The 25972-nt window shown below is 67.0% G+C and carries 28 protein-coding genes; 10 read left to right on the top strand and 18 right to left on the bottom strand.

Going from position 1 to position 25972, the window contains the following annotated elements; genetic code table 11:
• The 6 genes from QX204_RS14315 to QX204_RS14290 form a co-directional block, all read right to left on the bottom strand.
• On the bottom strand, window positions 1-612 hold the full coding sequence (locus QX204_RS14315; RefSeq protein WP_301907287.1) for a maltokinase N-terminal cap-like domain-containing protein: 612 nt from the start codon (window positions 610-612) through the stop codon (window positions 1-3).
• An 8-nt stretch (window positions 613-620) separates the two neighbouring features.
• The gene (locus tag QX204_RS14310; protein WP_301907286.1) at window positions 621-2069 is read right to left on the bottom strand and encodes a S8 family peptidase; all 1449 of its coding nucleotides are present in this window, start codon (window positions 2067-2069) and stop codon (window positions 621-623) included.
• 69 nt (window positions 2070-2138) lie between these two features.
• Entirely contained in the window at window positions 2139-2411 is a 273-nt protein-coding gene (locus tag QX204_RS14305; RefSeq protein ID WP_301907285.1) for a hypothetical protein, read from the bottom strand.
• A complete protein-coding gene (locus QX204_RS14300; RefSeq protein ID WP_301907284.1) occupies window positions 2408-3967 on the bottom strand; it encodes a radical SAM protein in 1560 nt (519 codons plus the stop codon). Before QX204_RS14300 ends, QX204_RS14305 begins: the two co-directional genes overlap by 4 nt.
• Window positions 3964-4362, bottom strand: a complete 399-nt coding sequence (locus QX204_RS14295; protein ID WP_301907283.1) for a hypothetical protein — start codon at window positions 4360-4362, stop codon at window positions 3964-3966. The genes QX204_RS14300 and QX204_RS14295 overlap by 4 nt, the downstream gene beginning before the upstream one ends.
• Window positions 4359-5114 (bottom strand): prolipoprotein diacylglyceryl transferase, encoded by a 756-nt coding sequence (locus QX204_RS14290; protein ID WP_301907282.1) that lies wholly within the window; start codon window positions 5112-5114, stop codon window positions 4359-4361. The genes QX204_RS14295 and QX204_RS14290 overlap by 4 nt, the downstream gene beginning before the upstream one ends.
• Window positions 5115-5346: 232 nt before the next feature.
• Between QX204_RS14290 and QX204_RS34450 the strand changes: the two genes are divergently transcribed.
• Entirely contained in the window at window positions 5347-7059 is a 1713-nt protein-coding gene (locus tag QX204_RS34450) for a glycoside hydrolase domain-containing protein (protein ID WP_357375541.1), read from the top strand.
• A 4-nt stretch (window positions 7060-7063) separates the two neighbouring features.
• Here the strand turns inward: QX204_RS34450 and QX204_RS14275 are convergent, their stop codons facing one another.
• Window positions 7064-7249, bottom strand: coding sequence for a hypothetical protein (locus QX204_RS14275; RefSeq protein WP_301907281.1), 186 nt, complete (start codon window positions 7247-7249; stop codon window positions 7064-7066).
• A 48-nt stretch (window positions 7250-7297) separates the two neighbouring features.
• Window positions 7298-8248, bottom strand: a complete 951-nt coding sequence (locus tag QX204_RS14270) for a hypothetical protein (protein ID WP_301907280.1) — start codon at window positions 8246-8248, stop codon at window positions 7298-7300.
• Between the two features lie 539 nt (window positions 8249-8787).
• Between QX204_RS14270 and QX204_RS14265 the strand changes: the two genes are divergently transcribed.
• Together QX204_RS14265 and QX204_RS14260 are read left to right on the top strand one after the other, a co-directional pair.
• Entirely contained in the window at window positions 8788-9321 is a 534-nt protein-coding gene (locus tag QX204_RS14265; RefSeq protein WP_301907279.1) for a TetR/AcrR family transcriptional regulator, read from the top strand.
• A 52-nt stretch (window positions 9322-9373) separates the two neighbouring features.
• Entirely contained in the window at window positions 9374-10309 is a 936-nt protein-coding gene (locus QX204_RS14260) for an SDR family NAD(P)-dependent oxidoreductase (protein WP_301907277.1), read from the top strand.
• Between the two features lie 106 nt (window positions 10310-10415).
• On the opposite strand, the gene QX204_RS14255 is transcribed toward QX204_RS14260, so the two are convergent.
• On the bottom strand, window positions 10416-11279 hold the full coding sequence (locus tag QX204_RS14255; RefSeq protein ID WP_301907276.1) for an alpha/beta fold hydrolase: 864 nt from the start codon (window positions 11277-11279) through the stop codon (window positions 10416-10418).
• Window positions 11280-11442: 163 nt separating this feature from the next.
• On the opposite strand from QX204_RS14255, the gene QX204_RS14250 reads away from it, so the two are divergent.
• Window positions 11443-12885 (top strand): amidase, encoded by a 1443-nt coding sequence (locus tag QX204_RS14250; protein WP_301907275.1) that lies wholly within the window; start codon window positions 11443-11445, stop codon window positions 12883-12885.
• A 21-nt stretch (window positions 12886-12906) separates the two neighbouring features.
• Here QX204_RS14250 and QX204_RS14245 read toward each other — a convergent pair whose 3' ends face one another.
• Complete coding sequence (locus QX204_RS14245; protein ID WP_301907997.1) at window positions 12907-13689, bottom strand: alpha/beta fold hydrolase; 783 nt, start codon at window positions 13687-13689, stop codon at window positions 12907-12909.
• 198 nt (window positions 13690-13887) lie between these two features.
• On the opposite strand from QX204_RS14245, the gene QX204_RS14240 reads away from it, so the two are divergent.
• Window positions 13888-14637, top strand: a complete 750-nt coding sequence (locus tag QX204_RS14240; protein ID WP_301907274.1) for a ferritin-like domain-containing protein — start codon at window positions 13888-13890, stop codon at window positions 14635-14637.
• A gap of 90 nt (window positions 14638-14727) precedes the next feature.
• Complete coding sequence (locus QX204_RS14235) at window positions 14728-15924, top strand: MFS transporter (RefSeq protein WP_301907272.1); 1197 nt, start codon at window positions 14728-14730, stop codon at window positions 15922-15924.
• On the opposite strand, the gene QX204_RS14230 is transcribed toward QX204_RS14235, so the two are convergent.
• The 5 genes from QX204_RS14230 to QX204_RS14210 form a co-directional block, all read right to left on the bottom strand.
• The gene (locus QX204_RS14230) at window positions 15919-16788 is read right to left on the bottom strand and encodes a class I SAM-dependent methyltransferase (protein ID WP_301907996.1); all 870 of its coding nucleotides are present in this window, start codon (window positions 16786-16788) and stop codon (window positions 15919-15921) included. The two genes, QX204_RS14235 and QX204_RS14230, sit on opposite strands and share 6 nt — an antisense overlap.
• Window positions 16789-16798: 10 nt before the next feature.
• Complete coding sequence (locus tag QX204_RS14225; protein ID WP_301907271.1) at window positions 16799-18256, bottom strand: amidase; 1458 nt, start codon at window positions 18254-18256, stop codon at window positions 16799-16801.
• Window positions 18257-18497: 241 nt separating this feature from the next.
• Window positions 18498-19142 (bottom strand): GIN domain-containing protein, encoded by a 645-nt coding sequence (locus tag QX204_RS14220; RefSeq protein WP_301907270.1) that lies wholly within the window; start codon window positions 19140-19142, stop codon window positions 18498-18500.
• A 123-nt stretch (window positions 19143-19265) separates the two neighbouring features.
• On the bottom strand, window positions 19266-19784 hold the full coding sequence (locus QX204_RS14215; RefSeq protein ID WP_301907268.1) for a pyridoxamine 5'-phosphate oxidase family protein: 519 nt from the start codon (window positions 19782-19784) through the stop codon (window positions 19266-19268).
• A 116-nt stretch (window positions 19785-19900) separates the two neighbouring features.
• Complete coding sequence (locus QX204_RS14210) at window positions 19901-20977, bottom strand: epoxide hydrolase family protein (RefSeq protein WP_301907267.1); 1077 nt, start codon at window positions 20975-20977, stop codon at window positions 19901-19903.
• 102 nt (window positions 20978-21079) lie between these two features.
• Here QX204_RS14210 and QX204_RS14205 point away from each other — a divergent pair, with 102 nt between their 5' ends.
• Window positions 21080-21559 carry a MarR family winged helix-turn-helix transcriptional regulator gene (locus QX204_RS14205; protein ID WP_301907266.1) on the top strand — a complete coding sequence of 160 codons (480 nt, stop codon included), beginning with the start codon at window positions 21080-21082 and terminating at the stop codon, window positions 21557-21559.
• Between the two features lie 76 nt (window positions 21560-21635).
• On the opposite strand, the gene QX204_RS14200 is transcribed toward QX204_RS14205, so the two are convergent.
• Window positions 21636-22307 (bottom strand): methyltransferase domain-containing protein, encoded by a 672-nt coding sequence (locus tag QX204_RS14200; protein WP_301907264.1) that lies wholly within the window; start codon window positions 22305-22307, stop codon window positions 21636-21638.
• Window positions 22308-22644: 337 nt separating this feature from the next.
• On the opposite strand from QX204_RS14200, the gene QX204_RS14195 reads away from it, so the two are divergent.
• Window positions 22645-23085: a hypothetical protein gene (locus QX204_RS14195; protein ID WP_301907263.1), complete on the top strand. Its 441-nt coding sequence runs from the start codon at window positions 22645-22647 to the stop codon at window positions 23083-23085.
• A gap of 35 nt (window positions 23086-23120) precedes the next feature.
• Here the strand turns inward: QX204_RS14195 and QX204_RS14190 are convergent, their stop codons facing one another.
• Complete coding sequence (locus QX204_RS14190) at window positions 23121-24242, bottom strand: acyl-CoA dehydrogenase family protein (protein WP_301907262.1); 1122 nt, start codon at window positions 24240-24242, stop codon at window positions 23121-23123.
• A gap of 91 nt (window positions 24243-24333) precedes the next feature.
• Here QX204_RS14190 and QX204_RS14185 point away from each other — a divergent pair, with 91 nt between their 5' ends.
• Complete coding sequence (locus QX204_RS14185) at window positions 24334-25032, top strand: HxlR-like winged helix-turn-helix transcriptional regulator (RefSeq protein WP_301907261.1); 699 nt, start codon at window positions 24334-24336, stop codon at window positions 25030-25032.
• Here QX204_RS14185 and QX204_RS14180 read toward each other — a convergent pair.
• A complete protein-coding gene (locus QX204_RS14180) occupies window positions 25002-25580 on the bottom strand; it encodes a hypothetical protein (protein ID WP_301907260.1) in 579 nt (192 codons plus the stop codon). The two genes, QX204_RS14185 and QX204_RS14180, sit on opposite strands and share 31 nt — an antisense overlap.
• A 128-nt stretch (window positions 25581-25708) precedes the next feature.
• Here QX204_RS14180 and QX204_RS14175 point away from each other — a divergent pair, with 128 nt between their 5' ends.
• On the top strand, window positions 25709-25948 hold the full coding sequence (locus QX204_RS14175; RefSeq protein WP_301907259.1) for a hypothetical protein: 240 nt from the start codon (window positions 25709-25711) through the stop codon (window positions 25946-25948).
• Window positions 25949-25972 lie beyond the last annotated feature (24 nt).

The following is a 25972-nucleotide window of genomic DNA, read 5'->3' as shown; positions in this document are numbered from 1 at the left end:
CTAGTCGGTGAGCACGGTGATCAGCTCCACGACCGGGCCCAGCGCGGAGGGCACGGCGACCGAGCCCGCCGCGCCGAGTCGTACGGCTGCGGGCAAGCGGTGGAATCGCACGACAGCGGACCCGATGGGAACGTCGGTGTGGGCGGTGCCGTCCACCCCGATGCCGACATCACCCTCGATCGAGCGGTGTCGGGGCTGCGTCACGGCGACCGTCGGATCCGGCGCGTCGCTGACGCTCTGAGCCTGAGCCCTCGTCCGACCTGCCAGCAGATCCACAACGGCGCCGAGCGCGACCGGATCGCGGGTGCCGTCGTAGATCCAGCGACGGCCGAGTACTCCGTGCTCGGCCGTGCCGACGAGCGCGGCCTCACCTCCCGACAGCGGCGCCCCACGATAGGTCAACGGCACCTGATACAGCACTTCGCCGGTACCGGAATCATCGACGAACAGCAGGAATTCGATGCCTACCTCGCCTGCGGGATCGTCGAGGCGGAACCCGCCGGCCTTACGGATGTGCGGTGTCGTGCCCTGGTACCACTGCCGACTGGGCAGCCACGTCGTGACGAGATCGCGCTTGGACGGGGTGACGGTGGTCTGGTGGATGACTGCCATTGCGGGTATCAGCCTTTCGCCGACATGGCGCGCAGGTCGGGCAGGGTGCCGATGCGCTGGGTGGTGGGACGCCCGGGGGCGGCGGTTTGGGCGGAGCCTGTGGTGCGGAGCAGGGTTCTGATCTGTTCCGGGGTCGCGCGGCCGGGGCCGTGGGCGCGGATGCCCTGGTAGGCGGCGACGGCGCCGACGACGATCGGTGAGGCGCTGGAGGTGCCGCTGAATTCGTCGGTGTACCAGAGGTCTTCGTCGGGGCCGCCTTGGAGATCGCCGTAGCCGGTGGTGGTGACCTCACGGCCCCACCCTTGGACGTCGAGGCGGGCGCCGTGGTTGGAGAAGTCCAGGCGCGAGCGGGCCGGGCCGTGGTCGCGGCCGTGCAGGCCCGGTGGTGGGGCGCCCGCGCCGACCAGGACGGCGCCGGAGTCGGCCCGGCCCGCGCGAAACGGGTTGTGCCAGGTGGCGGGGAAATCACCGGGGCGGGTGTCGTAGACGGCGTCGTCGAGGTTCTCGGCCCCGTTGCCCGCGGCTTCGACGACGACGATGCCGCGGCTCACCGCGTAGCGGATAGCGGCGAAGTCGTCGGGCCACCATTCCACGGCGATGTAGCCGCGCTGATCGGGGGTGGCCCGGTAGTCGAATCGCGGACCGGGGCGATGCAATTCGATGAGGACGATGTCGCCGGGGTTCAAGGCGTCGGCCGCGGAGCGGATCGCGGCGGCCGAACCGATGCCGAAGACGGAGATGGCCCTGATGTGGGCCTCGGGTGCGATGCCGGTGACGCCGAAGGCGTTGAGGTCGCCGCTGATCTCACCGGCGACGGCGGTGCCGTGATTGCGCCACCCCAGATCGTCGGACGCGGTGCCGCCGATCATCCCGCCTTGGTTCTGGCGCAGGTCCTCGTGGGTGAACCGCCACGCGCCCTCGACGTCGATCACCCGCACGCCGGTGCCGAGCCCGCCGGGCCGACCGTGCGCCCACACCGCATCGATCCCGTCGGGCGCGGCATCCAGATAGGCCTGCCTGACCCGGAAATCCGGTGTCACAGCGGGCGCTCGCGGTGCGACGATGTTCTCGGCCAGGGGTGCCAGCGGCAGTTCGGCCGCGGGCTTCACATAGGCGGCGGCGACGGTGTCGTCCTCGCGCAGCCGATGCGCGAGTTCACCGAGGTCACCCAGTTCACCGTGCACCGAGTAGTAGCTGAGGTAGTCCCCCGCGACCGGCGCCTGCGGTGTGTCGGCCAGTCTGGCCGCGAGTCGGTTGTCCGGACCGAAGATCGGCACCAGACGTGCCGTGGCGGGGAGTAGTTCGTCGACTCGGGTGCGGACGGATCGGTTCTCGCGCAGGGCGATCGGGGTGATCTCCGGGCCGGTCGGCGTGGTGATGACGATCAGTTCGCCCGGCGGGACCGCGGGTGCGGGCACCCGTGATCGACGCTGCCTGCTGGATCGAGTGGCGGCCATGGCTACCAGTCAACCGTGCCCCACGCTCGCCCGCTACTGTTCTGCCGCACCGGATTCGGCGACACGCCGTCACCACATCACGCCGACGACCCCGACCACGGCGATCGCCGCGACATAGACCAGCACCAGGCGGGTGTCACGCAACCAGCATCGACTGCGCCGCAACCCGGCCCGCCACGCCCGCCAGTACCCGGCGAACGCGAGCGCGCCGAACCCGACCACCGCCCACGGGCCCACCAACCACGTCAGCAACGCCACCGTTGCCACCACACACAATGTCAACGGGTCGTGCGGCTGCTGGGCGCGCATCGCCTCCTCGTAATAGACCCCGCGCTCGCTCACCGGACCTCCACCGGCAGCAATGCCCGTCCCGACGGTGCCGCTGCCGACAGCCGTTGCCGCGACAGCGCGGGCCAGGCCTGCACCGCGCAGAACGGCGCGCACTGATCAGCATCGGCGCGGGTGCCCACATGCACGCAACACTGGGTGAGTCGTTCTTCGATCATCGTCGACATATCCATGAACGGTTTGATCGTGATCCGCACGACCCGTTCCCCGAGCAGTGTCCGCAACCGCTTGCGCCGTCCGGGCAATGCCGACGACGCCAAGGTCAGCAGGGTCGACATCCCCAGGTCACAGTTCTCGCAGATATTGCGCCACACCCGCCCGATCTCCGGATGCGACAGCGACGACTGCTCCGACAGCAGACCGAGCAGCGATTCCTGCACCGCCATGCGCAGTTCGGCGGGCAGCGCCGAGTCCGCGATCCGGTTCGACACCAGTCCCAGCTGCTGCTTCAACCGTTCGTGCCCGATCAGCGAGACCAGCGAGCGCCACTGCCCGGCGTCGTCACGCAACAGGTAGCCGACCGAGCAACAGTGCGGATGCGAACACGGCAGCGCGGTGAGGTCACGCCAGGTCACCAGCCCGTCGGTCTGCGGGCCGAGTCGGCGCAGCACACCGGTGTGGGTGAGCCGCTCCATCGGGTCGATCGTTCCCGATCGCCCGGACCCGAATTGCGGTTGGATCGAGACTCCGCCGACGAACGGGGTGTCCATGGCGGTGCGCAGCACCGGGCCGATCTCGTCGTCGTTCACGCCCAGCGCCACCGTCATCACCAAGGTGGTGAATACGGCGTTGGACGAAAGTCGTTGCAGTGCCTGCTGTTTACGCACCCGCAGGTCGCCACCACGATGATGGCGCGAGGCCTGCGCTGTCTCCCCGTCGTATTGCAGATACACCTCGACCCGGTCGCGATGGGTACGCAACAGCGCCAGCAGTTCGTCGTCGACGGCGATGCGCAGACCATTGGTGTTGAGCAGGATTCGGGTGATGGGCCGTGCGGTGAGTTCGGCCAGCAGTCGCGCCAACTCTGGATGCAGGGTCGGTTCACCGCCGCTGAGCATCAGCACGTCCAGGCGCCCGTTCTCACGGGCCAGCCGCTGATCGACATTGGCCAGCACGTCCTCGACCGCCACCACACCGCGCAGGTCGGGTGAGGAGTCGGCGAAACAGGTCGGGCAGCGCAGGTTGCAGCTGTCGATGATGTCCTCGAGCAGGATGCAGGTGTGCTGGGTCTGCATCTCGGGCAGCCCCCGCAGATACGCCGAGGGCACGGGATCGAAATTGCCGACGGTGTCGGGCAGGTGCGCTTTGGTCGGGGCCGTCCACTCTTCGAGGTAGGCCAGGATCTCGGGGTCCTCGTCGTAGAGGGTCCGCACCATCCCGTGGGTGCGACACCCGCGTTCGAGGAAGACCTTCCCGTCCCGTTCGGCCAGCCACCCCGACAGTCGCGTTACCTCGGCCAGCGGCGTTTCGGGGTGTTCGTCGTGACAGCGGGGGCAGAACGCGGTGACGTAGCGCAGGATCCGATCGCCCCGCAACGGCATCCCGGTCATCGCGCCATCCCGAACATGCCCGTGTACAGCTCGGGGTTGATGGCCGTGCACAAACCCGCCGTGCACACCGAAACCAGCGACCACCCGATCATCAGCCCCATGCCGAACCCTTTGGGAGCGGGGCGTTGGCGCCGGATCAACAGCCAGCCACCCCCGAAGGCCACCGCCGCACTGGCCACCGCGGTGAGCCCGAACAGCGCCTTGGTCGCGGTGTCGTCGTTGATGGAGGCCACCACCAGGAACACGACGAACCCCGCGATCGCGTTGACCACGATGAACGCCATCGCACCCGCCAACGCCATCGCCGCGATCTGACCGCCCTGTCCCGGCGGTTTGCCACCTTGATAGGGCGGCGGGGGTGGCATGTTCGGTGGTGGTCCGGGAGGAAAGTTCATGCCGCGACCTTTCGTCGAAGTACGCCGTCGTAGTTGCCGCGCCGATAGCCGATGGTCCAGCGCACCGCCACCAGGACCAACCCCGGCAGCAGGAACCATTGCGGGCGCGTCAGATCCAGCCACACCGTGTCGTTGGCGCGGGTGAACTCGACCAGGAACCGGAAGATCGCATAGGCCCCGACGTAGAGGGTGAACAGCTCCCCCGGTGTGCTGATCCGCTCGCGTAACCACCACAGCGCACCGAAAGCGGCCAGCTGGAACACGATTTCGTAGACAAAACTGGGATGCATCGCCACACCGGCCACACACCCGGGGCACTGCGGCACCGTCGCGGGCGCGTGGATCCCCCACGGCAGGCTCGTGGGCCGTCCCGGTGCCTCGGTGAGCAAGCACCCGATGCGCCCCACCGCCATTCCCAGCGCCACCGCGGGGGCGAACAGGTCACCGGTCCGTTCCCGATAGCCGATGATCCGCTTCGCGATCAACACACCCACATACGCGCCGAGCAATCCGCCCAGCACACTGCGCGCACCGAACATCCAACTCTCATAGGGATCGAGCGTCTCGGCCAGACTCGACAACCGCATACCGATCGCCCCACCGACCAACGCTCCGGTGACCGCGACCAGAGACTCTTCGCGCAGCGCGTCGCGGCGCCTGCATTCGGTCACGAACACCACCGCGGCGACGGCGACACCGAGCGCGACGAAGAACCCGTGCGTCGGGATCCCCCACATCAGCTGCGCCACCATGGCCAAAGGTTAGCGGGCACGACGGCCCGCATGCGTGAGTGAAACTACTCCCACATCCGGGTACTACCCTGTTCGTTGGTGAACGACGGTGCGGGAGTGAGTGTTTCGTTTAGAATGGTGCGGGGTGAGATCCTCACCCCGGTGCCGATCCTCGGGTACCAGCGTCAATCATCGCGATAGTTCCACCATTTCGGGAATTCCATCGGGTACGCAGTCAAACAGGGGGTCAATCATGTCTACAGCTGTCGATTTCGCGGCCAGGCTCATCGAACCACAGGCGATCGCCGCGGCGGGCCATTCGGCGGTACTGGCCTACATCTCACCGAGCAGGCCGGGTGCGAACTTCGGCGCCAAACCGATCACCGCCGACTACGCGCGCGCACTCACCGCGGCCGGGCTCGACATCGTCTCCATCTGGCAATACGGCAAACCCGGCGATCCGACGCCGTCGGACTGGACCACCGGCTTCGACGGCGGTCGGCGCATGGCCGAACAGGCGTTGGCCACGCACCTGAGCGTGGGCGCGCCTCGACAGGCGCCGATCTTCTTCGCCGTCGACGAGGACATCTCGCTGTCGCAGTGGAACAGCACCGCCGTCGAATTCTTTCGCGGGGTCAACTCGGTGCTGGGTACGGAATGGACCGGGATCTACGGACATTCACGGGTGTGCGCGTGGGCGATCGAGGACGGCGTGGTCGGCGCGCGCGGGGAATTCAGTTGGGCGTGGCAGACACGAGCCTGGTCGGGCACCGAGCGGGAACCGCGCGCCGTGCTCTACCAGCGGGTGATCGACACCCCGAGCAACCCCGGACCGCTCATCGACGGCACTCGTGTCGATGTCAACGATATCCTCGCCCCCGACTTCGGGCAGTGGGCACTGGACCGCTCGGTACCGGTCCCGCAGTTCACCGAGATCGACCGTCTCGGACCCTCGCACTCCTCGCGCGACGGCGCCCGCGTCACCAACTTCCTGTTGCACACCCAGGAAGGCAACGGCACCGCCGAATCCCTTGCCGCCTATCTCAACAACCCCGCCAACGGGGTGTCCTACCACTACACGCTGCGCGACGCGATCGTCGTGCGGGTGGTAGCGGAGGAACGCGCGTCGTGGTCGGTGCTGTCGGCGAACCCTTTCACCGTGAATCTGTGCTTCGCCGGCAGCCGGATCGCCTGGTCGCGTGAGCAGTGGTTGCGCATCGACGGTGATCTGCGGATCGCGGCGTTCCTGGCCGTGCGCAGCGCGCACCGCCACGGGTACTCGACCGAGGTGATCGAGCCGGATTACTACGTCGGCGACGGTATCTCCGATCACCAGTACGTCACGAGGGCACTCGGCATCGGCTCCCATACCGATGTGGGCCCGAACTTTCCGTGGGATGTGTTCGCCGCCCACGTCGCCGCGTTCGCCGGTGGGTCCGCGCCGACCGCGATCGACATTCGTGCCGCGGCGTCGCCGTGGTTGGGCGCGCGCCGCACCGACGGCGAACTCCCCACACCGGATGGAGTGGGACGTTTCGCCGAATTCGAGCACGGCTACGTCTACTGGCATCCGGACACCGATGCCCACGCGATCCCAACGGCGGTCATGGCCAAATACGCCGAGCTGGGGTGGGAGGCAGGCCCCTTGGGCTACCCCACCGCCGAGCACACCGAACTGCCCGACCCTCGCGGTTCCGGACCGGGGCTGGCGCAAGCGTTTCAGGGTGGCACCGTGTACCGGCGCGCTGGGCAACCCGCGTACTGGGTGCACGGTGCGATCGGTGCGCGCTGGGCAGCGGCCGGTTACCAGAACGGCGAGCTCGGGTGGCCTGCCTCCGACGAGACCGGCCACGACGACGGGGTCTACCAGGCGTTCGAATTCGGCCGGATCTACTGGGTGCCCGACCAGATCGTCGCACTGCGTAATTCCGGTGAGCCCGACACCCCGTTGGCTCGGCCCGCGTAAGGGGTCAGGCCAACAGGATCGCGAAGGTGGTGGCGCCGGCGCCCAATACCAGCGCCGCCACCACCAGGATCGCGATCAGCCGCGCCCGTGACGTCGGGCCGGTGTAGGTTTCCTCGGCGTTCAGCATGTCGTCGATGTCGATGGCGGCGAACTCACGGGTCGATTCGAGAGGGCCGGGCTGCTCGGTCATGTGCGTGACGCTAGTCCAGGTCGCTGCTCACCGCCGCCGATACCCCACTCATGTCTGCGGTATCGGGGCACGGGTGGTGGCGAGGAGTTCGTCGAGCTGCGCTTCGGCGCGTTCGGCGCGGGCCAGGGTCTGCTTGCGGGCGTCGTCGAGCGCGGCCCATCGTTCGGCGGCTTCGGCGCGTACCTGTTCCAGCGCGGCCGCGGCTTCGTCGCGGCGCTGCTGGGTGTCGATGGTGGTGGTGCGGCGCAGCTCGGCGAGTTCGGTGCGGGTGCGGTCGAGTTCGCCGCGCGCGGTGTCGAGTTCGGCGCGGGCCCGGCGCCACTCCTCGCGCGCTTCGGCGGCGGCCTCCACTCGCTCGGCGGTGGCTTGCTCGGCGCGTTCGGTGGCCCGGTCGGCGTCGGCGGCGCGCTGGATCGCGAGGTCACGTTCGGCGTTGGCGGCGGCGATGCGGGCGTCGGCGTCTCGGCGCTGGTGGGCGATCTCGGTATCGGCGCGCTGTTCGGCGCGGGCCACGGTGTCGTCGGCGTCCTGTTTGGCCTTGTCGATGTCGTCGGCCGCTTGTCGTTGTGCCGCACGCACTTGCGCCTCGGCATCGCTGCGCGCCGCGAACACGTCCTCGGCGGCCTGCCTGGTGAGCGCGTCCACCGAGGCGACGACTTCGTCCCTGGCCGCGAGCGCCTCACCCACCGCCTGCTCAGCCGCTTCCGCAGCAGCCACTGCCTCTTCGGCCACTGACTCCGCCAGCGCGCGTGCCTCTTCGGCTTCGCGGCGCGCTTGTTCGGCGGCCACCGTCGCCATTTCCGCCTCGGCGATCCGGCGCGCGGCGTCGGCCTGCGCGGCCTGGACCTGCGCTTCGGCCACCGACGGATCCCCGATCGTCTGCAGCTCGGCCACCGCCGCGTTCAACGTGGTCCCCAATTGCTCGGCCAGCCCTCGGAATTGACCGAGCAGCTCATCGGCGCGCAACCGCGCCACGGTCACCGGCCCTTGAGCCGTCACAGTGACGGTAGTCGCCGCACTCTCGGCCTCCTGTTGCTGCCGTTGCCTTTCGCGCCAGGCTCGCCACCGGGTGTGGTCCGGGTGATCACAGTACTCGGAGGGACGACCCGGGCCACCGGCGCGGGTGATGGGGCGGGCACAGCCCGGATAGTTGCAGACGCTCGACACCGGAGAATCGTAGCGTTGGTTTCGTTATTTCCTTACGTATTGCACGAAACGAATTCCGTGTCGCCTCAAGAAGAGTCGATCCGAGCCTTCTCGATCCTGACCGCCGATAAGTGAACATTACCGGCGGTCAGGATCTCCGCTCGCTCTCAATATACTTGACTTTATTACGTTTACGTTTGGTCTAACCCAACGAAACGATACCGCTACGAAACGGCCTGAAAACTGTGCTCCGCCGAAGTTCACTTGACCGGACCGACCAGAAACCCGCTACTCCGGATGGATCTGACACCGGACAGCTTGACTGACTAGTCACTCTCTTATAGAGTGCGGGCATGGCCAGACCACGGAATCAGGATCGACGGACCGCAATCTTGACTGCGGCAACTCATGCCATAGCCACCCAGGGACTCGGTGCGTCGACAGCAACGATCGCAAAGAAGGCAGGCGTCTCCAACGGCTCACTCTTCGTCTACTTCGACACGAAAGTCGTTCTGCTGAACGAACTTTTCGTCGCTCTCAAGACCGAGATGGCGGAGTCGTCTCTGGTCGGCATCCCTTCCGAGGAGGAGCCACGCGAACAGATGCTCCACGTGTGGACGCAATGGATGCGCTGGGCGACGGCCAGTCCGGACAAACGGCGCGCGGTCGCACAGCTGCTGGTGTCGGACGACATCACTGCCGCCAGCCACGAATTGGCGAACAACGCGTTCGGTGCCATGGCCGACTTGCTGGAGCGAAGCCGAGTCGGCGGCCCGATGGAGCATGCCCCGCTCACCTTCGTGCTCACACTCACCAACACCATCGCCGAGGCCACCATCGACGCAGTGATTCGCGAACCCGCCAACGCTGAGACCCTCACCCGCCTCGCCTTCGACGCCACCTGGCGGGTCATCGCCGGCAAATGACACCACCCCGCAGCATCCCGAACACAGCAGTACCCAAGCAGAGGACATCGACATGTCAGCCCAAGCTCGTAGTACTTCCGCCCCGGCGTGGATCGTCACCGGACCGACCTCCGGAATCGGCCGATACGCCGCTGTGGAGCTCGCCCAGCACGGGACCGTCGTACTGGTAGGTCGGGATCCGAACAAGCTCGAGGCGGTGAAGGCCGCGATCAACTTGCGCACAGGGGGCCACGCGATCTCGGTCACCTGCGATTTCTCCGACATCGAGAGCGTACGTCTGGCTGCCGCGCAGATCGTCGAACTAGGTCTACCGCTCGCCGGCCTTCTCAACAACGCGGGCATCGTGCCCAACGGCGTCGCGAACAGCGCGCAAGGATGGGACCTCGCCTTCACGACCAACCACCTCGGACCGTTCGCGCTGACAGAGGCCCTCATTCCGCACCTGCCAGACCATGCGAACGTCGTCTTCACCTGCTCGTCCTCCGAAGACCCGGAGTGCAAGCCCGCAGTCACCGTTGGATTTCGTGGTGGGCGCTACATTTCCGCCGAAGCCGGTGCGCGGGGCGATTGGCTGCCCGGAGGCTCATCCAAGCCCGGTTTCGACGCCTACGCCACCTCCAAGCAAGGGAACCTCGCCACAGTCCTCGCTTTCGCGCGCGAGATCCCGAGACTGCGGTTCTTCGCGGTCGAACCCGGCTTCAACCCCGGTACCAGCTTGGGCCGCGACGCCGGCCCCGCGTTGAAGTTCCTGGCAAAGTACGTGCTGTCGCCACTGGCCCCGTTCATCAAGAACTGGAGCACACCCCAGCGTGCCGCCCGACTACTCACCAAGGTGTTGACCACGCCGTCGCAGACGTCGGGCGTGTACTACGCCGAAAGCGGCAAGCCCATGCTCGGCTCGGCCCAGGTGCGCGATCCCGCATTCAACGACCGAGTCGTCACCGAGACCCGAGCCCTGCTCGCCCAGCCACCCAGCTCTACCCGCTGATGCCTGACCTCGCACGCGTGAACGAATTCATTGCGTAGTCGACTTTCCTTGTCGACCTCACACATCGACCACCTCCGACCGACACAAGGCCCATCCCGTCGAGCGGTCAGAGCGCGAGCATCGCGGCAGCGATCCGATCGGCCGCGGTGTGGCGCAGGGCGGTACCCATGTCGTCGAGGATCAGCAGTCGCGCGGCGGGGATCTCGGCGGCGAGGGCTTCGCCGTTGCCGACGGGGAAGAACGGGTCGGCGCGGCCGTGCACGACGAGCGTGGGCACGTCGAGTTCGCCGAGTCGCTCTCGCCATCGCGGGGTGCAGTCGATTCGGGAGAACACCATCCCGAGCTGGTTCGCCGCGTGGACGGCGGGATCGGGTGAGGGTGTCCGGTCCCAGATTCGGGCTGCCGTCGCGCGCGCCTGCTCCGGATCGTTGCCCAACAACTCGGCGCCCTCTGCGGCGAACGCCGCGACCGCGTCCCGGTCGGTCCAGTCCGGCATCGGGCGGGAGAACAGCTCGCGCATGGTCGCGCCATCGTGGTCGGGCAGGTCTTCGTCGACCGGCCCGGGCGCGACCGCCCGGGTGCTGACGAGGGTCAGGGCGGAGAACAGATCGGGGTGGTCCAGTGCGGCGACCTGAGCGATCATCCCGCCGACACCGGCTCCACCGAGATGCGCGGTCCCGGCTCCGAGCGCCTCGACCAGCGCGGCCGCGTCGGCCGCGAGATCGCGCAGGTCATACACCGGATGCTCCGGGTCGAGAAGCGTCGAGGCACCGGAGTCCCGCAGGTCGTAGCGGACCACACGCCGCCCTCCTGACGCCAGTCGCTCGCACAGTGCGTCGGGCCAGGACAGCATCGTCGTGCCGCCGACCAGCAGCACCAGCGGATCGTCCTCGCGGCCGAAGCTCTCGATGCCGAGATCCACTCCGTTCGCCCGTATCGCGGTCGTATCGAATCGAACCGGTCTCGTCATGACTGGACTCCTGTCTGTCGGTACACCCAGTGGTAACGACGACCGATTCACTCGAAAGTCATCGGTGCAGGGGAAATCGTGTGCAGCCTTCCGCGATTGGGGAGCCGTCTCCGCATGCCGACCAGGCGAATACGCCTTGACATAATACGTAATACTGTAACGCATGATGCTTCGCCCCGACGGCACGACGGTCACCGATGAGTCCGCGATCGGCCTGGCCGCGTCCATCCGCGCTCGCGAGGTGACCGTGCGTGCGGTGGTCGATGCCCACATCGCCGTGCTGGAACGCTTCGCGCCTGCCACCAACGCCGTGGTGGTCGACTGCTACGACACCGCGCGAGAGCAGGCCGACGCCGCCGACGCCCACCTCGCGACCGGACCGGTGACCCTGCCACCGCTGTTCGGCGTACCGATCACCGTCAAGGAATCCCTGGCCGTCGCCGGGTTGCCGAACACGGCGGGTGTGGTGGCACGCAAGCACCTGCGTCCTGCGGCCAATGCCACTGTGGTGCAACGGGTCCTGGATGCCGGCGCGATCGTGCTCGGCCTGACGAACACCTCCGAAGGGTGCATGTGGATCGAGTCGACCAACCGGGTCTACGGGCGAACCAACAATGTGCACGACCGGGAACGCACCGCGGGCGGGTCCTCGGGCGGTGAGGGTGCCGCTGTGGGCAGCGGCGGATCACCGCTCGGGTTGGCCACCGACACCCTCGGCTCGATCCGCATCCCCGCCTTCTGCAACGGCGTCTTCGGCCACCGCCCCTCGACCGGCCTGCTCCCGACCACCGGCGCCTGGCCACCGCCTTTCGGGGTCGCCGCCTTGTGCTCCAACGGAGTCATCGCCCGCCGTGCGGCCGACCTCATGCCGCTGTTGCAGATCATGGCAGGCCCCGACGGGACCGATCCGCTGGTACAGCGCGTCACCCTCGGCGATCCGGCGACCACCTCGCTCCGCGGTGTTCGCGTGGTGCTGCTCGACAAGACGTTCGCCCCCGGCGTCGGCCGCGACGTGCTGGCCGCACGTGACCGTGCCGCGGCCGCGCTCGCCGATGTCGGCGCCGAGATCACCCGTGTACCGATGCCCGCTCTGCGGATGATCGGGCTCTTCGCCTCGATCGTGCTGGCCGAGGAAACCGGGATCAGCTTCGCCGAGATCATGCGCAACGAAGGCGCCGACATCCTCGCGCTAGGCCAGCTCACCGCCGCCGGCGGGGACCACACACTCGCCACCCGGCTCCTCGCACTCGGCGAACTGATCGCCGCACGAGTACCAGGCCCGATGGCTCGGCGTATCACCGCTGCCGCGCACAACGCTGCCGACGAGATCACCGAAACCATCGGCGACGGGCTGCTCCTGCATCCCACCCTGACCACGGTCGCACCCCGTCACGGTCGCACCACCGGGCGCCTCTGGCGCACGAACACGGTCGCACCGTTCAGCCTCGCGGGACTACCGGTCACCCAGGTTCCCCTCGGCCGCGGCTCCGGTGGTCTGCCGCTGGGGGTTCAGGTGGTCGCGGGCCCGAACCGCGACCATCTCTCGATCGCCGCGGCCCTCACCCTCGAGAAGGCGTTCGGCGGCTGGGTCAGGCCACGCCACTGATCACACCCGAGTCATCCGGTGTCAGTGCGTGGCGGCCTCTTCGATGACGGCGGCGACAGCAGCGGGGTGCGCGACCAAAGAGGCGTGGGAGGCGGGGATCTCGGTGGTGTGGGCGCCGATACGGTCGGCCATGAAGCGTTGGGAGGAAGGGGGGATCACCCGGTCGGCCCCGGAGACGAGGTACCAGCTCGGCGTGTGGGACCACGAGGTCGGTCCGGAGGGTTCGATGTTCGCCGCTACGGCGATGGAGCGCTGGTGGGCGATCATGTCGGCGGCGGTGGCGTCGCTGACGTCCTGCGCGAACACCTCGTGGAACGACGCCGGGGCGACGTAGCCGTCCAGGTTCTTGCCCGCGATGCCCTGGCTGTCGTCGACGATGGCGAGCTGCAGGACCGGGGGCAGCAATTGGCTACCGGGGAAGCGAATCGGATCCAGGGCCAACTGGGCGGGCTCACCCTGCTGCGGGGCGAATCCGGCGATATAGACCAGCGCGGTCACATCGGGGTCGTCGACGTTGGTGATCACCGCGCCACCGTAGGAATGTCCGACCAGCACGATCGGACCGTCGATCGTGGCGAGTGTGCGTTCGATCGCGGCGGCATCGTTGGCGGGACCGCGCAGCGGATTGTCCGGGACCACCACGCGGTAACCGTCCGCGCGCAGGGCCGCAGCGACACCGTCCCAGCTGGTCGTGTCGGCGAACGCACCGTGAACCAACACCACGGTGGGTGTCTCGGCGGCCAGCGCGGGTGCCGTGGCGCTGAGCGCGCCCGCACCCAGGCCGACCGCGACCGCGACCGCCATGTTCGATCGGAGCCTGCTCGTCATGACTTCGTCCTCTCATCATCAAAGATTTCGGCGAATGCCCACGCAACAGTATTGCCCTGCGCGGCAAATGATCGGCAGGCGCTGGCGGCGACACCGTCTTTCGGGTACGAGTGGAGCTGAACAGAGGGGAAATTCGTGGGGGAACGAAACAGTCCGTCGGCCACGAGCTCGCGGGTGGGTGAGCGTCGAGTGCGCTCCACCGAGGAATGGCTGGACTACTTCCAGCAGAACGCGGCTCGGCAGCGACCGATTCCATGGCAGACGAACGGCATCGGAGCCGATCCGGCGGAACTGGCGTCGATTCGCCGCTCACTGCAGGCCTGGCAGCTCGGCGAGACATCGGACGGCGCTCACCTGGCCGCCTCCGCTGACCGCTACGCCACAGCCACCGGCGACCCCGCGTACCGCGACGTCATCGACCTGTTCATCCGCGAAGAGCAACGCCACGGCGCGCTGTTGGGCCGGGTCCTGGACGATGCGGGAATCCCACGCCGCCGAGCGGATTGGGGCGACACCCTGTTTCGCCGACTCCGGTACAGCATCACCGACATCGAGGTCTGGACCACGCCCGTTGTCATGGTCGAGACCCTGGCGATGGTCTATTACAACGCGATCCGCCGAGCCACCGGCTCACCGGTACTGCGCGCGGTCTGCGCGCAGATCCTCGCCGACGAAGTACCGCACGTGCAGTTGCAGTGCGAGCGTCTGGCCGTGTTGCTACACAACCGATCCCGCGCGCGCTTTCGTCTCACCATGCTCGCCCACCGTGTCCTGTTCCTGGTAGTCATGCTCCTGGTGTGGGCGGGGCATCATCGTGCGCTCCGCGCCGGCGGCTTCACCTGGACCCACTACCGCCGGGCGGCCTACGCCAAAATGCGTCGCGGTTGGCAACGCATGGACCCACAGCGATACGTCTGGACCTGATCCGCCGGGCACACAGTTGTGTCGATTTCCCGCCAGCGTCGGCTACTCGCGCTTTCTACCGTCGGTCGATATGACTACCGATCCCGCCGTATGACTACCGATCCCGCCGTCGAAATCCATGCCGACACCCGATTGCGGGGTTCGGTCGTGCTGCTCATGGCGCTCGCAGCCGCGCTCGGGACCTCCACCATCTACCCCTTGCAGCCCGCGATCGGGGACGTGGCCGATTCCCTGGAGCTACAGATCACGGTGGTCGGACTCGCCCTCGCGTGCGGGCCGATCGGCTACATGGCAGGTCTGGGTCTGCTTGTCCCACTGGTCGATCGGTTCGCGCCGGGGCGGGTGATCGGGACTCAGTTCGCCGTCCTGGCGGTGGCCCTGGCGCTCGGTGCCGCAGTCGGTGACAGGTGGCAGTTGGCGCTGACGACCGCGGTGATCGGAGCCTGTTCGACGGTGGGAGCGAGCCTCAGCTCGGTCGCGGGCAGGCTCGCTCCCCCGCGTCGACGCGCGAAAACCCTCGGTGTCGTGACCGCCGGAATCTCGGTGGGGATCCTGGCGGGCCGGATCTTCGGTGGTTGGCTTGCCGACGAGATCGGCTGGCGTGGAACGCTTCTGACGTTCGCCGCCGGGTGCGCACTCATCGCCGGTTGTTGCCTGGTGATCTTGCCCGCTGGTCAGGGCGCGGGACAACAGCGCGGCTACCTCGCGACTCTGCGTTCGCTTCCCGGGCTGCTCGTGCGCCACGCCACGCTGCGGATCGCGGCCATCGCGGGCGCAGTGTGGTTCTTCGCGTTCTGCGCGACATGGGCAGGTCTGGCCGTCGCGCTGTCGGAGCCTCCCTTCTCGTACTCGTCGGAACGGATCGGTCTGTACGCCTTGGCCGGTCTTTCGGGGATCCTAGCGACACAGGTAGCCGGCGCGTGGACCGACCGAGTGGGCGCCCGGCGCGTGATCATGATCGGTCTGTCGACAGCAGCGGCCTCGTTGGTCATCGCCGGGTTCGCGCTCACCGACCTCTTCGTGACGCTGGTCTGCCTGGCCCTCTTCGATGCCGGTCTCTTCGCCGCGCAGGTGGCCAACCAGAGCACCGTCCTCGCGATCGACCCCGCGGCCCCCGCCCGCTTCAACAGTGCCTACATGCTGGTGTATTTCGTCGGCGGAAGCCTCGGCACCGCTTTCGGCGCGGCATCGGTCGGCTGGTTCGGCTGGCCGACCACAGCGGCGATCACCGCGGCCACCATCGGAGCAGCCGCCGCGATCATCTTTCGGTTCACCCAGCGTCTATGACCGCTTCGTCGCCCGCAGCATCCGGCTCGCGCGCAGTGCCTGGGCCGGTTCGCCGTCGAATTGCGTGGACCCGTCCAGGTAGCTGTCGATGAGGGCTGCGGCGGAGTGGTCTTCGACGTCGGTGAAACCGAGGGCGTGCAACTGTGCGGCGATGTCGTCGGGTGTGAAGTAGCTGAACAGGGGCTCGCCGGCAGCGGCCAGGCGATCCGCGCGCGCTTTCAGGTGTGCGCGGTCCTCGTCGGTAACTGCCGGTTGCAGGTAGTCGAGGATCACCTCGACCGGCTCGGCCTGACCAGCGATGTAGTCGAGGGTCGACTGTGCGGCTCCCGGGGTCAGATAGAAGACCACGCCGAGCCACACGAACACGGCCGGTGCCGACCGGATGAATCCGGCTGACTCCAGTTCCTGTGCCAGCAACTGGGTTTCGAAGTTGACCGGGACGAAGGTCAACGTGTCGGGGCAGTCGATCTCGGCCGCGACGAGACGTTGGCGTTTCCAGGCTTGGGTGGCGGAATGGTCGACTTCGAACACGCGCAGTTCCGGGTGCGGGTTGCGGTAGGCGAAGGTGTCGAGGCCCGCGCCGAGCACCACGACCTGTCGTGTCCCGGCAGCGACTGCCGCTGCTACGCAGTCCTCCGCGAAGCGTGCGCGAGCAGCGAAGAATAACCGTCGCGCCCGATCATCGACCTCGACGCCGCGACGATCACCCGTCGGTTCGGCCCATGCGGTCAGCTCGTCCGCGGTGACGCCGAGCAGACGCGCCGCGACCGGGTCGGTGAGGATCAGTGGCCTATCAGCGATCTGGTGGTAGGCGCGAGCGTAGGCGGTCGTGAGCGCTGTCCGACTGGGTCCCTCGTTGTCCATGGTCTCGAACCTACTCACGCGGGGGTGCTCGGAACCCGCCGATCTTCTGCTCCAGCAATTCGGCCAGCCGCAGCGGGGTGCGGTCTTCGAACATCGGACCGATGAGCTGCACTCCCACCGGCAGCCCCTCGGGTGACAGCCCGGTCGGGATGGCGGTGGCGGGTAGGCCGGGCATGGTGGCCAGACCGGCCCAGACGAGTTGGTCGAGGTAGGGGTATTCGACGCCGTCGATGTCGATGTGGCGTCCCAGCAGATCGGGATCGTGGTCGTGCGGGAATGCGGGAGTCGGGGTGATCGGGCACACCACGGCGTCGAACTCGGCGAAGAGTTCGCGCCAGCCGTGGCGGTGGAGTTCGCGGCGGTTGTTCGCCTCGACCCAGTCGCGGTGGGTGAAGGCCATGCCGCGCAGCCTCGTCGCACCGAGACTCTGGTCGTGGGTGCTCAGTTCGGCGGCCTGGGTCCGAAGTTGTTCGTACGCTTCGACGGGAAGCCCTGCGCCCGAGCCCGCGAACAGCAACTGCATATAGATCGTCGCGGCTTCGGCAAGATCGGGCAGCAACGCGCTGTGCCGTTCGACGCGGGCACCACTGTCGACGAGCGCGTCGGCGACCCGATTCACCCCTGCCCGAACCGCGATCCCGGTCCCGATGAGCGGATGCTCGTCGAGGACAAGAACCCGGAAATCGTCGAGCCGCTCATGGCGCGCGGGCGGCAGCGTCAACTCGTAGGCCTTCCCGAGCGTCAGTGGGTCGGGCCCGGCCATGACATCGAGGAGCATCGTGAGATCGCGGGCGGTGCGCGCCATCGGACCGACAACGGCGAGGTCGAGGTCGACCGGCGAAGCCGGCGCGGGCGGCGCGACCATTCCGCGATTCGCGGCCAGCCCGAGAGTCGGCTTGTGCGCGTAGATGCCGCAGAAATGCGCGGGAGTGCGCAGCGAACCGCCGATGTCGGAGCCGATGGACAGCGCGCCGAATCCCGAGGCCAGAGCCGCCGATGATCCGCCGGAAGATCCACCCGGCGTCCGGCTGTGATCCCACGGGTTGTTGGTGGTGCCGTAGATCTCGTTGAAGCTCTGCACATCTCGCAGTCCCAACGGCACATTGGTCTTGCCTAGCATCACCGCTCCGGCGACTGCCAGCCGCGACACCTGTATCGCGTCCTCGGCAGGCACAAAGTCCTTGTTCTGCGGCACGCCCCAGGTCGTGGGCAGCCCAGCCATGTTGTAGGACTCCTTGACCGTCACCGGAACACCGAGCAGCGGCCGATTCTCACCCCCTGCACGCGCCTGATCGGCCCGACGCGCGGCGACCCGAGCACGCTCGAAGTCCCGCACACAGATCGCGTTGATCGCCTCGTCGTCACGCTCGATTCGGGCGATCGCCTGCTCGGTCAGTTGCACCGATGTCACCTCACCGGCACGCAAGGCGGTCAGGAGTTCTTCGGCCGACGCGAAATTCCAATCCATGAATTCGACGCTAACCGCAGGTCGCGGGAGCCATAAAATGTCTTTTCGCACAACAGGACAGATGTCTCGGCCGTCGGTGGCGATGCGGTTCAGACCAACATGTCGACGACAAACAGCAGCCGACCACCAGAAGATGGTCGGCTGTTGTCGCACCGAACGCGGCGTTCCGGAGCGATGGGTGGCCCATCGTGTGCCTCCGGTCGGCCAGGCGATCACTGCCGAGGTGGCAGTGAAGCCTGCATCACACGAGAGTTCCGTGCCCCACGGTGACGTTCCCGTAGAGGTTGCGCGCGAATACCTGCACAGAATCCCCGCTCCCCTGCGAGGGGCCCACGGGCTCCATCCGGTTCTGCACGCTGCCGTACAGCGCGTTGGTCTCCAGCCGCGCCGCGCTGCCCGGCCGGATCCCCACCTCGAGATCGCCCATCGAGGTCTCCAGTCGGAGCACCCCGCGCGCGGCCTCGTCGACGCGGATGTTGCCCTTGGCGGTCTTCGCGGTCACCGAACCACCCGGGCGCTCGACCACGATGTCGCCGGCGGATACCTCGAGCTCGCACTGGTCGAACTCGCCGGCACTGATCAGGCGACCCATGGCGACGGTCGCGTCGAGCACGGAGCCGATCGGCACCTCGACGGTCACCGAGACCGTCGGGTTGCCGCCGAAGGGCGTGAAGGTCTTCCACTTCTTGGGGGACTCGACCGTCAGCTTGCCACCGGTGAACTCGACCTGAATCTGTTCGGCGGCACGCACATCCGCTTTGCTGGAGGCGTCGGCCGGTCGGACCTCGACTACAGCGTCGGTTCGGTCGGCGGCGACCACGGTGATATCACCGCAGGCCACATCAACGGCGACGGAGATGGGCTGCGACGTCTGGAAAGTGGGCATCTGTACTCCTAGGTTGCGAAGGCTATACGTAGATGTATACGTACATTGTGTGCTCTCACTATAAGTAGATGTATACGTATAGCGCAACCCTGAGTTTCAGCGGAGCTACCGATGCCCCGAAAATCAGGTAGCGAGCCTGGTGATGTCGGGTGCGTAGACGGTCATCCAGTGCGGACGCAGCCGGTAGTAGACCACCTCGCTGTCCCAGTCGAAGGCGTCGTCGCCGTAGAAGTCCTGGAAGTACGCGCGCAGTTCTGGCCACTCTGCGCAAGGCTCACCGACCAGCGGGTTGAGGACCTCGACCGCGCCGTGCGTGAACACACCCAAGTTCTCACCACGTAGGTGCGCGACGCTGGCTGCCGGTCGCGCTGCGAGGTGGCGCGCCTTCGCAGCGGTGCGCGCCGTACCGAAGTGCCACCGTCCGTGCAAAAAGTGTCCGTCCACAGCGCTGATCCGCGGTTCACCCTTCGCTGTCACCGTGGACAGGGCAAGCGTGCACATACCCGTGAGGGTCTGGGCGAGCTGCTCTGCGGTCAGCGTGTTCTCACCAACGATGATCGAGCGCAGGTGCGAGGTGGCGCTGGACAGTGAGGCGTCGAGCAGCGCCTGAAGCTCTGCGAGATCTTCTGAAGTTTCACGCAAGGAGGTCCCTTATCTCTCAGTGGTGTACCAACCGGTGAATCCCATCCTCGACCCATACCCTGACATCTCTTGTCATATTTCTGACCGGAGCGAGTCGCGGCGGTGACGCCTCGAACTCACTGGATGCCGTGCAGGAAGAACTCCCGGATGTCTGCGGCGAGCAGGTCCGGCACCTCCATCGCGGCGAAGTGACCGCCGCGGTCGAATTCCGACCAGTGCCTGATGTCGTAGAGCTGCTCGGCCAGCGGGCGCACCGATTGGGTGATGTCGTGGGCGAATACCGCGACGCCCAGGGGTACCGGACACGGCTCGCTCCCCCGCGCGGACTCCCGATGTAGCCGTGCCGAAGAGGCCGCGGTGGCGGTGAGCCAGTACAGGGAGATGTCGGTGAGCATCCGGTCGTCGTCGATCGGCGAGCGCGGGTCGGTCCACTGCGCGAAACGTTCGGCGATCCAGGCGAGCTGGCCGACGGGCGAGTCGGTGAGCGCGTAGCCGATGGTCTGTGGCGTGGCGGCTTGTAATGCTTGGTAGGGCGGGCGATTCACCATGAGCTGTTTGATCTTGTCGAGTCGCGCTTCGTCGGTGGCAGAGAGTTCGACCTGCGGGTTCGGCCTGGTCGGTAGGTAGTTGACGTGGACGCCCACAACGTTTTCAGGTGCCAGAGCGCCCAGCGACTGGGAGATTCCCGAGCCGAAGTCCCCGCCCTGCGCGCCGTAGCGCTCGTAGCCGAGCCGACGCATCAACTCGGCCCAGGCACGCGCGACGCGGACGATATCCCAGCCGCGTTCCCGGGTCGGACCGGAGAATCCGTAGCCCGGGATGGACGGGATCACCAGGTGGAAGTCGCGCGAGAGCGGTTCGATCACGTCGAGGAATTCGAGAAACGAGCCGGGCCAACCGTGAGTGAGGATCAGCGCAAGCGCATCCGGCTTCGGGGAGCGGACGTGGACGAAATGGATGTTCTGGCCGTCGATTTCGGTGGTGAAGTGCGCGAGTTCGTTGAGTTTCGCCTCGTGCGCTCGCCAGTCGTAGCCGGTGCGCCAATATTCGGCGAGTTCCTTCAGCCGCGCCAGCGGGAAGCCGTAGTCCCAGCCGGCGTCGGCGATTTCGTTGGGCCATCGGGTGCGGGCGAGTCGGTTGTTGAGGTCGTCGATATCAGCCTGTGGGATGTCGACGCGGAACGGTTCGATCATGGTCTCGACTCCTTTGTCGACCCAACGTTGGGTCGACTAACGTTTGTGCAACCAACGATATCTCGATCGTTGGTCGCACAAACGATTTGTTAAAGTTGTCACATGGAACACCCACCCGAGTCGACCCTCGCCAGGTGGGCAAACCTGCCCACCTGGCTACTCACCCAAACCGGCAACCACGCCCACCGCCTGGTCACCGAAGGTTTCGCCGCCGCCGACGCCCGCGGCTACCACTACCGCCTCCTGTCCAGCCTCGACGAATTCGGCCCAGCCAGCCAAGCCGCCCTCGGCCGCCGCAGCGGCATCCACGTCAGCGACATGGTCGCCACCATCAACGAACTCGCCGACCACAACCTCGTCGAACGCACCCCCGACCCCACCGACCGCCGCCGCAACGTCATCTCCCTCACCACCCCGGGCAAACGCCAACTGCGCCGCCTGGAAAAACAACTCGCCCGAAGCCAAGAAGAACTCCTCGAACCGCTGTCGCCCCTGGAACGAGAACACCTGACGGAGTTGCTGTCCAAGCTGTTGGACCACCACAACCGGAGAACGGGCGCCAGCGACGAGCCGTCACACTGAATCGCCCGACCAGACATCGAGATCGACACTGCGCCTAAGTCGGCACCTCGCAGACCAGCATCTCGTGCGCGCCCGCTTAAAACTCGTATTCGACCTCCACGATCCGGCCCCGGATACCGCAGTGCGACAGATCCGCGAGCAACTGATCGAGTTCCGGGTACCGTGCCGACGAACCGATGGGCGTCAAGGGGAACAGTCGGACTTCGGTCGTGGCGACCCGCGCGAGTTCGATGATCGCCTGGTGGTGGAAGGCGTAGTCCAGGTCGTCGGCGTAGCTGAAGAGCAGGTGTGAGCTCAGGGCGAGGTCGAAGGTGTTGTCGGCGAACGGGAGTGTGGGGAGACGAGCCGGGATGTAGCGCTCGGGGGACGTGCGGGTGTGGGTGGCGAAGTGTTGGGCCGACTCGCGGCGGGCGCGGCGGTGTTCGTCGGGGTCGGCGAAGAATGTCCAGCGGTAGGCGTCGGCGTGCCGGCGGACGTAGTCGTTGCCGCGGTCTGCCTCGGCGACCGCCTTGGCCGAAACGCGTTCGACGCCGTTGTCGAAATAGGCTATGTCGCAAGCAGTTACATCACCACCACGTTCCATGACTTCGGCGGCGAACCCCGCAGCACCGCCCGGACAGTCCAGGATTCGGCGCCTGAGGTCGTTGTCGGTGAGCGCGAACATCGCCTGGTACTCGCCGAGTGAGCGCGAGCTGACGAGAATCTCGCCGAATCCGCCGGTTCCCGCGGATTTGTCGTTGTCGATCATGGTCGTCCTCCTGTTTTCGGGACCGCCACGGGGCCGGAACAGCTGTCTTCGCGACAGATTCGGCCACCCTGGGGCGGCCGAGCACAACTCGGTCAGCCGCTAGGTCAGCGGCCACCACGGTTGCGCGAACATCAACACCCGGTGATCGAATCATGTCGATGTGCTGTCGACTATGCGAAATTCGTCGACGTAGCGGATCATATGGCGGTGATTCAAGATCTTCTGCGGTCTCGGGCGGCGGAATTCGCCGCCGAAAACGTGTACATGCCCGACCGAACCCGTCGCGAGCACGCCATTTCGCATCTCGGGAACCGACCGACCCTGGCGGCTGCCTGACATGGAACCCACCGAACTCGCCGCCGATCTGGACGAGCGCCAGTTCGCGCGATACGAATGCCCCTGCTGCGACGAGCCGATCGAGCGCACCTGGAACATGATCACCCGCGACGGTATCGCTTACGCGGCGTACTTCGCCAACAGCTACCACCACACGGGTCAGGCCCATGACACCTGGATCGACGTCATCTTGGGCACCTGGGATTCCGACACCGCCGACGATCACGTGACTTTCGGGTGCCGGGTCGGGCCGGTGCAGAACAATCCGAACCCTGCGGCGACCCTGGTCCAGGCGTGTCTGGACGGATCGGCCGACGACGTCCACGGCGTGGTGCTCTCGCGCGCGGACGGTTTGGTCCATCCTCGCCTGCCGGAGTTCTGGAGCGTCGTCGACTACGTGCTGGCCAACGACCCGACCGTCTCGGATCACCTGTACGGGTAGCCGAGGGGTCATCCACCACAGATGACCCCGTCACCTCAGCCGAGAGGGTTGTGCCCCAACAGAACTCGCCCGCTGAAGCGGGTCTGTTTGGCACGGGGCAGGGGATGGAACTGGCAGCCGTGAATGTCGCGGTAGAGCCGTTCGAGGTCGCAGGCGCGGGAATAGCCTGCGCCGCCGGTGGTTTCGATGGCCAGTCGTACGGTGGTGATGAGGGCGTCGGACGCGACGGTCTTGCGGCTCAGGGTGCGCGCGGCGTAGCTGTCGCTGTTGGGGAAACTCAGGTTCTCGGAGTCGGTGAACATGGCGGTGACCAGGTCCTCGGCGGTGGTGTAGGCGTTGAGCATCTCCCCGGCCGACTGGATCGTGTGGGCCTCGGAACGGCCCGCCAGCAGGTGTGCGGTGAGATCGACGGCCGCGTCCGCGACACCGAGATAGGCTGCCAGCACCAGCGGGAGGGCGGCGCCGATCACCACATTCAGCACCGGCGGCCACGGACCGGCGGGGCGGGTCATCGAGATCGCGGCGTCGGGCACGAAGACGTCGTCGAGGACGACGGTGTGCGAGCCACTCGCACGCAGACCGAACGAATCCCAGGTCTTGTCGATGCTCACCCCCGCGGCGGCCAACGGGATCGCGAAATGCAGCACCTCGTCGTCGTAGCGAACGCTGGTGACGAGCACGTCCCCGACCTCACACCCACTCGCGGGCGCCTTGCGCGCACTCACCCGATACCCACCGTCGACGCGCACAGCCTGCCCGTTGGACTCGACCCAATCCGAGGCCCCGGTGCTGACCAGGATCGCCCCGCCGGCCACCTTCGCGAACACCGCCGAAGCGTCCACCCCATGGTTGTGCCGCCACACCTGCGCGGCCACCAGATGCGAATGCATCGCGAACGCGACAGCTGTCGAGGGATCGTGGCGGCCGAGTTCGCGCAGGATCTGCCCCATCTCCTGATGGGAAGCGCCCCCGCCGCCGAACTCGACCGGCACGAGCGCCGCCGACAGACCGCTCGACCGCAACCGGTCGAACGCGGCGACGGAGATCTCGCCGGTGCGGTCCCGTTCGGGGACCTCGAGACGCAGGGTTTCACCGATCTCGCGGGCCAGTGCGACCCGGTCGGTGCTGGACGTGGTGTCAGAAATTGTGGAAGTCATGTTTCGAAGGTAGGAAGCGCCGCGATAACCAGATAGTCCAGAAAGTGGACTCTCCCGGTCCTGAAAGTGGACCCCGTCGGTGAGGTGACCAATGACAACCACGACCGCAGGCTACGGCCAGTACTGCCCGATCTCGCGCGCGCTCGACGTGCTCGGCGAACGGTGGTCGTTGCTCATCCTGCGCGACCTGTACGTCGGCACCACCCGCTTCAACGACCTCGCTCGCGGCCTACCCGGCCTCTCCCGCAGCCTGCTCGCCAAACGCCTGCGCCAGTTCGAACGCGCCGGACTGATCGAGAAGCTCGGCACCGAGCACCTGCTCACCGAAGCGGGCAGCCAACTCGAGCCGATCCTGTTCGGCCTCGGCGAATGGGGTGCGCGCTGGACCTTCGGCGAACCGCAGGAAGAAGAGCTCGACGCGGCACTGCTGGTGTGGTGGATGCACACCAGGCTCGACACCTCCATGCTGCCCGGACGGCGCCAGGTGCTGCATGTCCGGTTCACCGACGACATCCGCCGGTTCTGGATCGTGGTCGAAGCCGCCGTCGCCTCGGTGTGCGAAACAGACCCCGGCTATCCCGTCGACGTCACCATCAACGCCGACGTCGCGGGCCTGTACGAGGTGTGGTTGGGGCGCATGCCGCTCACCCACGCCCAGCACACCGGACGGATCAGGTTCACCGGCCCACCAGCGATCACCCGACGGATGCCAGCCGTCCTGCGATTGAGCCCGGTCGCCGGATACGTCGCCGCGACGGCTCAACCAGGTCCGGCAGCGCGCGCGTCGTGATCGGGACCGGTACGCGCGGCAATCCCCATCGCCCAGCGGTACAGCTGTGCGGGATCTCCGAGCGTCGCTCGCGCCGCGGGCCGAACCAGGACGCCGTTGGCCGCGGACAACAGGTCGTACAGGCCCAGATGCACCCACTCCCACAACATGCTGTCGAAGTTGTACGACATCATGGCCTGCTCGACGCGCGCCCGGATGTCGGCGACCTCCGGCGGCGCGATCCCCGCCCGATGCAGTCGAGCCTCGGTAGCGCGCTGATCCTCGTCGTCGAACGACGTGTCGAGGAACGGCTCCAGCAGATCGGCCCAGATATCGCCACGACGACGCACAACGATCTCGGTGCGACGACAGAACTGGGCCAGGGCGGGCGCATCGGACGCGAGCACGAACAGCGTCTCCCCCGAGACCGTGCGAAGTTCCGGCGGAAACGCGCGCGGATCGGCATCGGCGATCTCCGAAACCGCCAGCACGCCATCGGGATACACCGATGCGCCCGCGAAAGGATAGTCGACGAACTGAATCTCTGTGTCCCCGATGACCGCCCTCATCGCCCCATGATGGCTGCCGAAAGCACCTGGACCGGGCGTCATGAACTAAATCGAACAAAACGTGGGAGTAATCACTACTTCGCCCGTGATGTTGGCAACGGCCGTAATCAAAACGTTAGGGTTCATCCATGGTACGTACCGGAGCAGTAACCTCAGAGCCGTACGAACCGAGTGTTCCTCTGCCCCAACAACATCCGGTACGACTCGAGCTCGTCAGCCAAGCGCCCGCCACCACCGGCGCACCGACCGAGGAGGTCGACGAGCACTTCCCGCGCCTCGGCGACACCAGTTTCCTCACCGGTGCGGCCCGACACCGGCTCGCCGCCTACATCCACACCCAGCTCGCCGAGCTCGAAGAGATGCCGTGACCTCACGCCGATGACTCCGCGTCA

Source organism: Nocardia sp. PE-7 (assembly GCF_030486425.1).
Classification (GTDB): Bacteria; Actinomycetota; Actinomycetes; order Mycobacteriales; family Mycobacteriaceae; genus Nocardia; species Nocardia salmonicida_A.
This window is presented reverse-complemented; position numbering and strand designations above follow the sequence as displayed.

Coding starts and splice junctions, on each gene's coding strand:
- QX204_RS14190 (WP_301907262.1), bottom strand. CDS start 24,242: ATGACTTCCACAATTTCTGACACCACGTCCAGCACCGACCGGGTCGCA.
- QX204_RS14275 (WP_301907281.1), bottom strand. CDS start 7,249: ATGACCGAGCAGCCCGGCCCTCTCGAATCGACCCGTGAGTTCGCCGCC.
- QX204_RS14295 (WP_301907283.1), bottom strand. CDS start 4,362: ATGAACTTTCCTCCCGGACCACCACCGAACATGCCACCCCCGCCGCCC.
- QX204_RS14225 (WP_301907271.1), bottom strand. CDS start 18,256: ATGGATTGGAATTTCGCGTCGGCCGAAGAACTCCTGACCGCCTTGCGT.
- QX204_RS14310 (WP_301907286.1), bottom strand. CDS start 2,069: ATGGCCGCCACTCGATCCAGCAGGCAGCGTCGATCACGGGTGCCCGCA.
- QX204_RS14220 (WP_301907270.1), bottom strand. CDS start 19,142: ATGCCCACTTTCCAGACGTCGCAGCCCATCTCCGTCGCCGTTGATGTG.
- QX204_RS14200 (WP_301907264.1), bottom strand. CDS start 22,307: ATGATCGACAACGACAAATCCGCGGGAACCGGCGGATTCGGCGAGATT.
- QX204_RS14300 (WP_301907284.1), bottom strand. CDS start 3,967: ATGACCGGGATGCCGTTGCGGGGCGATCGGATCCTGCGCTACGTCACC.
- QX204_RS14205 (WP_301907266.1), top strand. CDS start 21,080: ATGGAACACCCACCCGAGTCGACCCTCGCCAGGTGGGCAAACCTGCCC.
- QX204_RS34450 (WP_357375541.1), top strand. CDS start 5,347: ATGTCTACAGCTGTCGATTTCGCGGCCAGGCTCATCGAACCACAGGCG.
- QX204_RS14175 (WP_301907259.1), top strand. CDS start 25,709: ATGGTACGTACCGGAGCAGTAACCTCAGAGCCGTACGAACCGAGTGTT.
- QX204_RS14210 (WP_301907267.1), bottom strand. CDS start 20,977: ATGATCGAACCGTTCCGCGTCGACATCCCACAGGCTGATATCGACGAC.
- QX204_RS14195 (WP_301907263.1), top strand. CDS start 22,645: ATGGAACCCACCGAACTCGCCGCCGATCTGGACGAGCGCCAGTTCGCG.
- QX204_RS14245 (WP_301907997.1), bottom strand. CDS start 13,689: ATGGCGGTCGCGGTCGCGGTCGGCCTGGGTGCGGGCGCGCTCAGCGCC.
- QX204_RS14250 (WP_301907275.1), top strand. CDS start 11,443: ATGATGCTTCGCCCCGACGGCACGACGGTCACCGATGAGTCCGCGATC.
- QX204_RS14255 (WP_301907276.1), bottom strand. CDS start 11,279: ATGACGAGACCGGTTCGATTCGATACGACCGCGATACGGGCGAACGGA.
- QX204_RS14260 (WP_301907277.1), top strand. CDS start 9,374: ATGTCAGCCCAAGCTCGTAGTACTTCCGCCCCGGCGTGGATCGTCACC.
- QX204_RS14290 (WP_301907282.1), bottom strand. CDS start 5,114: ATGGTGGCGCAGCTGATGTGGGGGATCCCGACGCACGGGTTCTTCGTC.
- QX204_RS14180 (WP_301907260.1), bottom strand. CDS start 25,580: ATGAGGGCGGTCATCGGGGACACAGAGATTCAGTTCGTCGACTATCCT.
- QX204_RS14185 (WP_301907261.1), top strand. CDS start 24,334: ATGACAACCACGACCGCAGGCTACGGCCAGTACTGCCCGATCTCGCGC.
- QX204_RS14230 (WP_301907996.1), bottom strand. CDS start 16,788: ATGGACAACGAGGGACCCAGTCGGACAGCGCTCACGACCGCCTACGCT.
- QX204_RS14235 (WP_301907272.1), top strand. CDS start 14,728: ATGACTACCGATCCCGCCGTCGAAATCCATGCCGACACCCGATTGCGG.
- QX204_RS14315 (WP_301907287.1), bottom strand. CDS start 612: ATGGCAGTCATCCACCAGACCACCGTCACCCCGTCCAAGCGCGATCTC.